Origin of the sequence: Salinisphaera orenii subsp. halophila YIM 95161 (genome assembly GCF_003732545.1) — a bacterium.
GTDB classification, from domain to species: Bacteria; Pseudomonadota; Gammaproteobacteria; order Nevskiales; family Salinisphaeraceae; genus Salinisphaera; species Salinisphaera orenii_A.
In genome coordinates this window covers 35,225-41,541 of the sequence record NZ_AYKF01000078.1, presented here as the reverse complement: position 1 = coordinate 41,541, position 6,317 = coordinate 35,225, and the positions used below count along the sequence as shown (strand labels likewise).

The 6,317-nt window shown below is 68.1% G+C and carries 6 protein-coding genes and 1 tRNA gene; 2 read left to right on the top strand and 5 right to left on the bottom strand.

From position 1 onward, the window contains the following. Positions 1-52: 52 nt before the first annotated feature. Positions 53-129: transfer RNA gene (locus SAHL_RS08785), tRNA-Arg, on the bottom strand. Positions 130-271: 142 nt separating this feature from the next. Here SAHL_RS08785 and SAHL_RS08780 point away from each other — a divergent pair. Beyond that, positions 272-760 carry a c-type cytochrome gene (locus SAHL_RS08780; RefSeq protein WP_123591041.1) on the top strand — a complete coding sequence of 163 codons (489 nt, stop codon included), beginning with the start codon at positions 272-274 and terminating at the stop codon, positions 758-760. 129 nt (positions 761-889) lie between these two features. Here the strand turns inward: SAHL_RS08780 and SAHL_RS08775 are convergent, their stop codons facing one another. The 4 genes from SAHL_RS08775 to SAHL_RS08760 form a co-directional block, all read right to left on the bottom strand. Next, on the bottom strand, positions 890-2,935 hold the full coding sequence (locus SAHL_RS08775; protein ID WP_123591040.1) for a UvrD-helicase domain-containing protein: 2,046 nt from the start codon (positions 2,933-2,935) through the stop codon (positions 890-892). Positions 2,936-3,037: 102 nt separating this feature from the next. Further along, complete coding sequence (locus tag SAHL_RS08770; protein WP_123591039.1) at positions 3,038-3,775, bottom strand: TorF family putative porin; 738 nt, start codon at positions 3,773-3,775, stop codon at positions 3,038-3,040. Between the two features lie 168 nt (positions 3,776-3,943). Beyond that, complete coding sequence (locus SAHL_RS08765; protein WP_123591038.1) at positions 3,944-5,455, bottom strand: YifB family Mg chelatase-like AAA ATPase; 1,512 nt, start codon at positions 5,453-5,455, stop codon at positions 3,944-3,946. A gap of 5 nt (positions 5,456-5,460) precedes the next feature. After that, positions 5,461-5,706, bottom strand: coding sequence for an accessory factor UbiK family protein (locus SAHL_RS08760; RefSeq protein ID WP_123591037.1), 246 nt, complete (start codon positions 5,704-5,706; stop codon positions 5,461-5,463). Positions 5,707-5,969: 263 nt separating this feature from the next. Between SAHL_RS08760 and glnK the strand changes: the two genes are divergently transcribed. Further along, complete coding sequence (gene glnK / locus SAHL_RS08755) at positions 5,970-6,308, top strand: P-II family nitrogen regulator (RefSeq protein ID WP_123591036.1); 339 nt, start codon at positions 5,970-5,972, stop codon at positions 6,306-6,308. Positions 6,309-6,317 lie beyond the last annotated feature (9 nt).

The window sequence follows — 6,317 nt, the reverse complement described above, 5'->3', positions numbered from 1 at the left end:
AACATATCGATGAACCACACAAAAAAACCGGCTCGCGGCCGGTGTTTTTGTGTGGTGCGCCCGGCAGGATTCGAACCTGCGACCTTCGGCTTCGGAGGCCGACACTCTATCCAGCTGAGCTACGGGCGCCGCTTTGGCGCGGCCAAGGATACGCCCACGGGCGGGCCACGTCCATCGCGGCCGGCGTTCGGCGCGCGTCGACGGAGTGGAATCCGGTATACTCGCGGCTGCTTACGAATCCCGATCCGACCACGCCGACACTAGCCTTCCTATGACTGCCGATCACGACAAGACTTTCTTTCGCACCTTCATGATCGTCCTTGGCCTGTTGGTTGCCATAACCGTGCTGGCGATCATCGGCGCCAACATCATCACCGGCATGACCGCGAACGACGAAATGCGCCCCGAGCAGGTCTCGCGCGTGAAGGAGCGCACGCAGCCGGTCTATGCCGTCAATACCGATCCGGACGCGACCCAGATGGCGGCCTCCGGCGACGAGGGCGGCGAGCCGATGTCGGGCGAGGAAGTCTTCGACAAGGTCTGCACGGCGTGTCATACCTCCGGCGCGGCCGGTGCACCCAAGGTCAGCGACACCGGCGCCTGGGAGAAGCGCCTGTCGGAACAGGGCAAAGACACGCTCTACAAGCGTTCCATCGAGGGCTACAAGGGCATGCCGGCCAAGGGCGGCGACCCCAGCCTGAGCGAGGACGAGATGCACAAGGCCGTGGACTACATCCTCAGCGAGGCCGGCGCCTCCTAGGCGGTCGACACCACGTTCGAACGCCGCTTGAAAAGCCGCCCGCCGGGCGGCTTTTTAGTGGACGCTTCCGGCACGGATGAACCGACGGCGCCTCGACGCGAGGGCGCGAACCGCCGCGAACGGCGTCGTTCAGTCTGCGGTGCGATCCGTGTCCGGTTCGTCCGATGATGCGTCGGCGGTGGCCTGTTCGCCGAGCATGGCACGCAGGGCCGCCACCTGGCTGCGCCCCTGCGCCGGATCCGCCCGGCCGCGGCGGCCTTCGGTCGGCCATTCGATCTCGTCGCGCGGCAACTCCTCAAGGAAGCGGCTCGGCGTGGTGTCGGTCTGCTCGCCCCCGCGCTGGCGCCGGCGCGCGTAGCTCAACGCCAGCGTCCGGCGTGCGCGTGTGATGCCGACGTAGAGCAGGCGCCGTTCCTCTTCGATGCGCTCGTCGTCCATGCAGGCATGATGCGGCAGCAGACCCTCCTCGAGGCCGGCGAGAAAGACGTGGTCGAACTCGAGCCCCTTGGCGGCGTGCAGGGTGAGCAGATGCACCTGGTTCTCGCTGTCCTTTTCCGACTGGGCGGCGAAGTCCATCAGGCTCAGGCGGCGGACGACCTCGTCCAGTCCGCGCGCCTCGCCGTCGGCGGTGGCGTCGAGATGGCCGAGCCAGCCGAGGAACTCGTCGACGTTCTCCAGCCGCTTGCGGGCCGCGCGGGTGTTAGCGGCGGTATCGCGCAGCCAGTCGCGATAGCCGATATCGGCGATCAGCGTCGTCACCAGCGTCTTCGCTGGGGTGGATTCGCCGGCAATGGCCAGATCCCGCGCCCAGTCCACGAATTCGGCCAGCCGCCGACCGGAGCGCTCGCCGACCCCGCCGGCCAGACCGATGCCCCGGGCGGCATCGAACAGGCCCAGGTGGCGGCCGCCGGCGTAGCGGCCGAGCGCTTCCAGCGTCGACGGGCCGATCTCGCGCCGCGGCAGATTGATCACCCGCAGGAAGGCGGCGTCGTCATCGGGGTTGACCAGCAGCTTCAGGTAGGCAGCGAGATCGCGGATCTCGCTGCGCTCGAAGAACGAGCGCCCACCCGACACGCGATACGGCACGCCGCGCTCGCGCAGCGCCTTCTCGAAGGCACGCGACTGGAAGTTGCCGCGATAGAGCACGGCGTAGTCGCCGTAGCGGTTGCCGGTGCGCAGCCGGTGCGACGAAATCTCGCTGACCACGCGCTCGGCCTCCCCGGCCTCGTCCGCGCAGGCCAGCACGCGCACCCGATCACCCGGCCCCATGGCGCTCCAGAGCGTCTTCTCGTAGGCGCGCTGGTTGGATTCGATCAACCGGTTGGCCGCGGACAGCACGTGCCCGACCGAGCGGTAGTTCTGTTCCAGCTTGATGACCTTCAGATGCGGGAAGTCACGCGACAGGTCGGCGATGTTGCCGGGGCGCGCCCCACGCCAGGCGTAGATCGACTGATCGTCGTCGCCGACGACCGTGAACGCTGCGCGCACGCCGGTGAGCAGACGCAGCAGCTCGTACTGCGCGGCGTTGGTGTCCTGATATTCGTCGACCAGCAGGTAGCGGAACCGGTTCTGCCAGCGTTCCCGGGCGGCGTCGTCCGTGCGCAGCAGCTGGACCGGCAACGCCAGCAGATCGTCGAAATCGACGGCGTTGTAGGCCTTGAGCCGGCGCTGGTATTCGCCGTAGGCCCGGGCGATCGCCTGTTCCGGTCCGCTCGCCTGCGCGGCGGCGGTCTCCGGGTCCACGAGGGCGGACTTCCAGCCGCTGATGGTGAAGCGCGCCAGCTTGCGCTGCTCGACGTCGCGTCCGACCAGATCGGCCAGCAGCTTGTCGGCATCCTCGGCATCGAAGATGGAAAAACGCGGCTTGAAGCCGAGCGCCACGTGCTCGACGCGGATCATCTGCAGGCCCAGGCTGTGAAAGGTGCTCACCGTCAGGCCCCGGGCGGCCTCGGCATCGATGAGCCGGCTCGCACGCTGCTTCATCTCGCGCGCGGCCTTGTTGGTGAAGGTCACCGCCGCGATCCGGTCGCCGGCGTAGCCGCGCTCGATCAGATGCGCGATCTTGCGCGTGATCACACCCGTCTTGCCCGAGCCGGCGCCGGCGAGGACCAGCAACGGCCCGTCGAGATAGCGCACGGCGGCGTCCTGACGGGAATTGAGCTTGGGCTGGGCCATGGGCGACGGAGTCTAGCAGGTCGGGCAAGCGCCGCCGTGACCGCCGGACACGAAAAAGCCGGCCCCGAAGAGCCGGCCTGACGCGATCACGTCGATCGGGGTCTAGAACGACTTGCTGACGGTACCCACCGCGGTCGCATCGCAGAGATCGGAGCCGCCGAAGCACTCGCTCTCGTTCAGATCGGTATCGATGTAGGCCACCGACCAGTCGAGTCCGAACATGGAGGTGCCCAGCGAGATCGACCAGTCGGCGTAGTCCGGCGTGCCCCACTGTTCGTTGTCGTCGATCGTCTGATAGCCCGCGTGCGCGCCGAGCGTCAGATACTCCGCCAGCGGGAACTCGAAGTCCGCGCCGTAGTAGAGCGCATCGCCGCTCTCGGCGTAGAAATCGTCGCTGTAGGCGAGGCTCAGCGTGGCGCTGAGATTGTCATCGCTGTAGGTGATGCTCGGCACGTATTCGACATAGTCGATGTCCGCGGCACCGTTCTGCGTGCTCGCACCCGGGTAGTAGTAGTACAGCGCGCTGATGTCGAACGACAGCGTGTCGGTCAGCTCGGCGGCATAGCCGCCGTAGAAGTCGAGCTCGGCCTGCGCGCCGCCGGTCCCGTCGGGCGCCGGCGAGAAATTGTCCACGTTCGAGGCCCAGGTGCCGATGTAGAACCCCGAATCCCAGGCGTAGTCGAAGCCGCCCTGGATGGCGAAGTCCTTGTCGGTCTGGGAAATGCCGCGGAACCGGTAGTCGGTGGCGAAGGCGATGTTGGCACTCGCCTCGGCAAGCGCGCTGGCACTGGTCATGGCCATCAGTGCGGCGGCCGTGCCGATCAGAAGTTTTTGTTTCATCGAAATTTTGCTCCCATGCAAATTAATCCCGTGGTCCACGAGAAACCCGAATCCGAAGCGTCCGATTCCGGGGCGGGGCTTTCGATGCAGGAGGCGTGCCAACGTCAGGCGTGGCCTGGACGGCCGACGGCGACGCGGCCCACCCGGCGAGCGCGTCGCCGGGACGCGTCAGCCGGCGGCGCCGCGATCGAGTTGACGAAAACCGATCGCTTCCGCCACGTGGGCCTGCCGGATCGTGGGGTCATCGGCCAGATCGGCGATCGTGCGCGCCACGCGCAGGATGCGGTGGTAGGCGCGCGCGGACAGACCCAGGCGGGTGATCGACTGATCCAGAATGGTGCGTGCACTGTTTTCGAGCGGACAGTGGGCGTCGATATCGGCGGCTGACAGAGCCGCGTTGCCGGCATGGCCGCGGGCCTGCGCGCGGGCCCGGGCCGCGACCACGCGGGCCCGCACGTCCGCGCTGCGCTCGCCCGGCGACGTCGGGGCCGTGAGCACGCGATGTTCGACCGGCGCCACGTTCAGATGCATGTCGATGCGATCGAGCAGCGGCCCGGAGATGCGCCCCCGATAGCGCTCGATGCGTTCCGGGGTGCAGTGGCAGCGACCGGAAGGATCGCCCAGATAACCGCAGGGACAGGGGTTCATCGCGGCGACCAGCTGGAACGCCGCCGGGAACTCGGCCTGACGCGCCGCCCGCGAGATCACGATATGGCCGGATTCGAGCGGCTCGCGCAGGACTTCGAGCACGCGCCGATCGAACTCGGGCAGCTCGTCGAGAAACAGCACGCCGCCGTGGGCGAGCGTGATCTCGCCGGGCCGCGGGGTCGACCCGCCGCCGACCAGGGCCACGCCGGAGGCGGTGTGATGCGGCGCCCGGAACGGCCGCCGCCCCCAGTGGTCCGGATCAAAGCCGCCGGTGGCGATCGAAGCCACCGCCGCCACCTGCAGCGCCAGCTCCGGGCTCATGTCCGGCAGCAGACCGGGCAGTCGCGAGGCCAGCATCGTCTTGCCGGCCCCGGGCGGGCCGATCAGCAGCAGCGAGTGACCGCCGGCGGCGGCGATCTCCAGGGCACGCTTGGCCTGGGCCTGGCCACGCACCTCCGCCAGATCCGCCACCGGCGCCGGCGTGGCGGCGACATGAACTTCCGGCTGATGCCAGAGCGTTTCCGTACCCGCGAGGCTGGCGGTGACGTCGGCCAGATGGGCCGCGGCACGCACGTGCTCGGCCCCGGCCAGGGCCGCCTCGGGGCCGTTGATCTCGGGCGCGACCAGCGTACGGCCTTCGGTCTGGCAGGCGAGTGCGGCCGGCAGCGCGCCGCGCACCCCGCGCAGGGCCCCGGACAGCGACAGCTCGCCGAGAAACTCATGCTCGGGCAGCGCCGCCGCGGGGATCTGACCCGAGGCCGCCAGGATGCCGAGCGCGATGGCGAGATCGAACCGCCCGCCCTCCTTGGGCAGATCGGCCGGCGCGAGATTGACCGTGATCCGGCGGGTCGGGAACTGATAGCCGCTGTTGCTGATCGCGGCGCGGACACGGTCCTTGCTTTCCTTGACCTCGGTCTCGGGCAGACCAACGATTGCCAGTGCCGGCAGCCCGCCGGCGAGGTCCACCTCGACGGCGACCGCCGGCGCGCTCAGACCCGCCTGCGCGCGGCTGTGAACCGTGGCCAGTGCCACGCCGGCTAGCCGCGACCGCGTTCGGCCTCGAGTGCTTCGACCTCGCGCTCCAGCGCATCCAGCTTGCGCCGGGTGTGGGCCAGCATTTCGCGCGTGGCCTCGAACTCCTCCCGGGGCACCAGGTCGAGGCGCGACAGTTGACTCTGCAGCACGGCACGGAAGTTGGCGCGCACCTCGTCGCGCACGGGGCCGAACTGGGGCGGGAGCGCCTGGGCCAGACGCTGGGCGATGTCTTCGATCGAACGGACCATGTCCTGCGGGATGTCGCGGGTTCAGACGCCCAATATGCCGACCCTGGGCCGATCACGCAAAAGTCATGTGCACCGTTCTGGTGCAGCACCATGAACGCGCTTCGCGGGCGCTCTACGCCACGCCGCGCAAAAACGCTAAGTTCCTGTTTTGTATGCCTTGGCACGGTGAGTGCTTAAGGACCGGCGCAATCTCTCGCTTGCACGTCCCGAATGCTTGAATGCGAGGCACCGGGGTGCTGATCACGCATGACAGGAGCTAGTCAATGAAATTAATCGCAGCCGTAATCAAGCCGTTCAAGCTCGATGAGGTCCGCGAGGCGCTGTCCGAGGTCGGGGTGCAGGGCATCACCGTCACGGAGGTGAAGGGCTTCGGGCGGCAGAAGGGCCATACCGAACTCTACCGCGGCGCGGAATACGTGGTCGATTTCCTGCCCAAGGTCAAGATCGAAGTGGCGATCGAGGAACCCAACCTCGAAGCCGCCGTGGAGGCGATCTCCAAGGCGGCCCACACCGGCAAGATCGGCGACGGCAAGATCTTCGTCACCGACCTGGAACAGGCCATCCGCATTCGGACCGGCGAGACCGGCAAGGACGCGCTCTAGGCGCGTCGC

Excerpts from the sequence above, each read along its gene's own strand:
- SAHL_RS08770 (WP_123591039.1), bottom strand. The coding sequence starts at position 3,775 with ATGAAACAAAAACTTCTGATCGGCACGGCCGCCGCACTGATGGCCATG.
- SAHL_RS08780 (WP_123591041.1), top strand. The coding sequence starts at position 272 with ATGACTGCCGATCACGACAAGACTTTCTTTCGCACCTTCATGATCGTC.
- SAHL_RS08775 (WP_123591040.1), bottom strand. The coding sequence starts at position 2,935 with ATGGCCCAGCCCAAGCTCAATTCCCGTCAGGACGCCGCCGTGCGCTAT.
- SAHL_RS08760 (WP_123591037.1), bottom strand. The coding sequence starts at position 5,706 with ATGGTCCGTTCGATCGAAGACATCGCCCAGCGTCTGGCCCAGGCGCTC.
- glnK (WP_123591036.1), top strand. The coding sequence starts at position 5,970 with ATGAAATTAATCGCAGCCGTAATCAAGCCGTTCAAGCTCGATGAGGTC.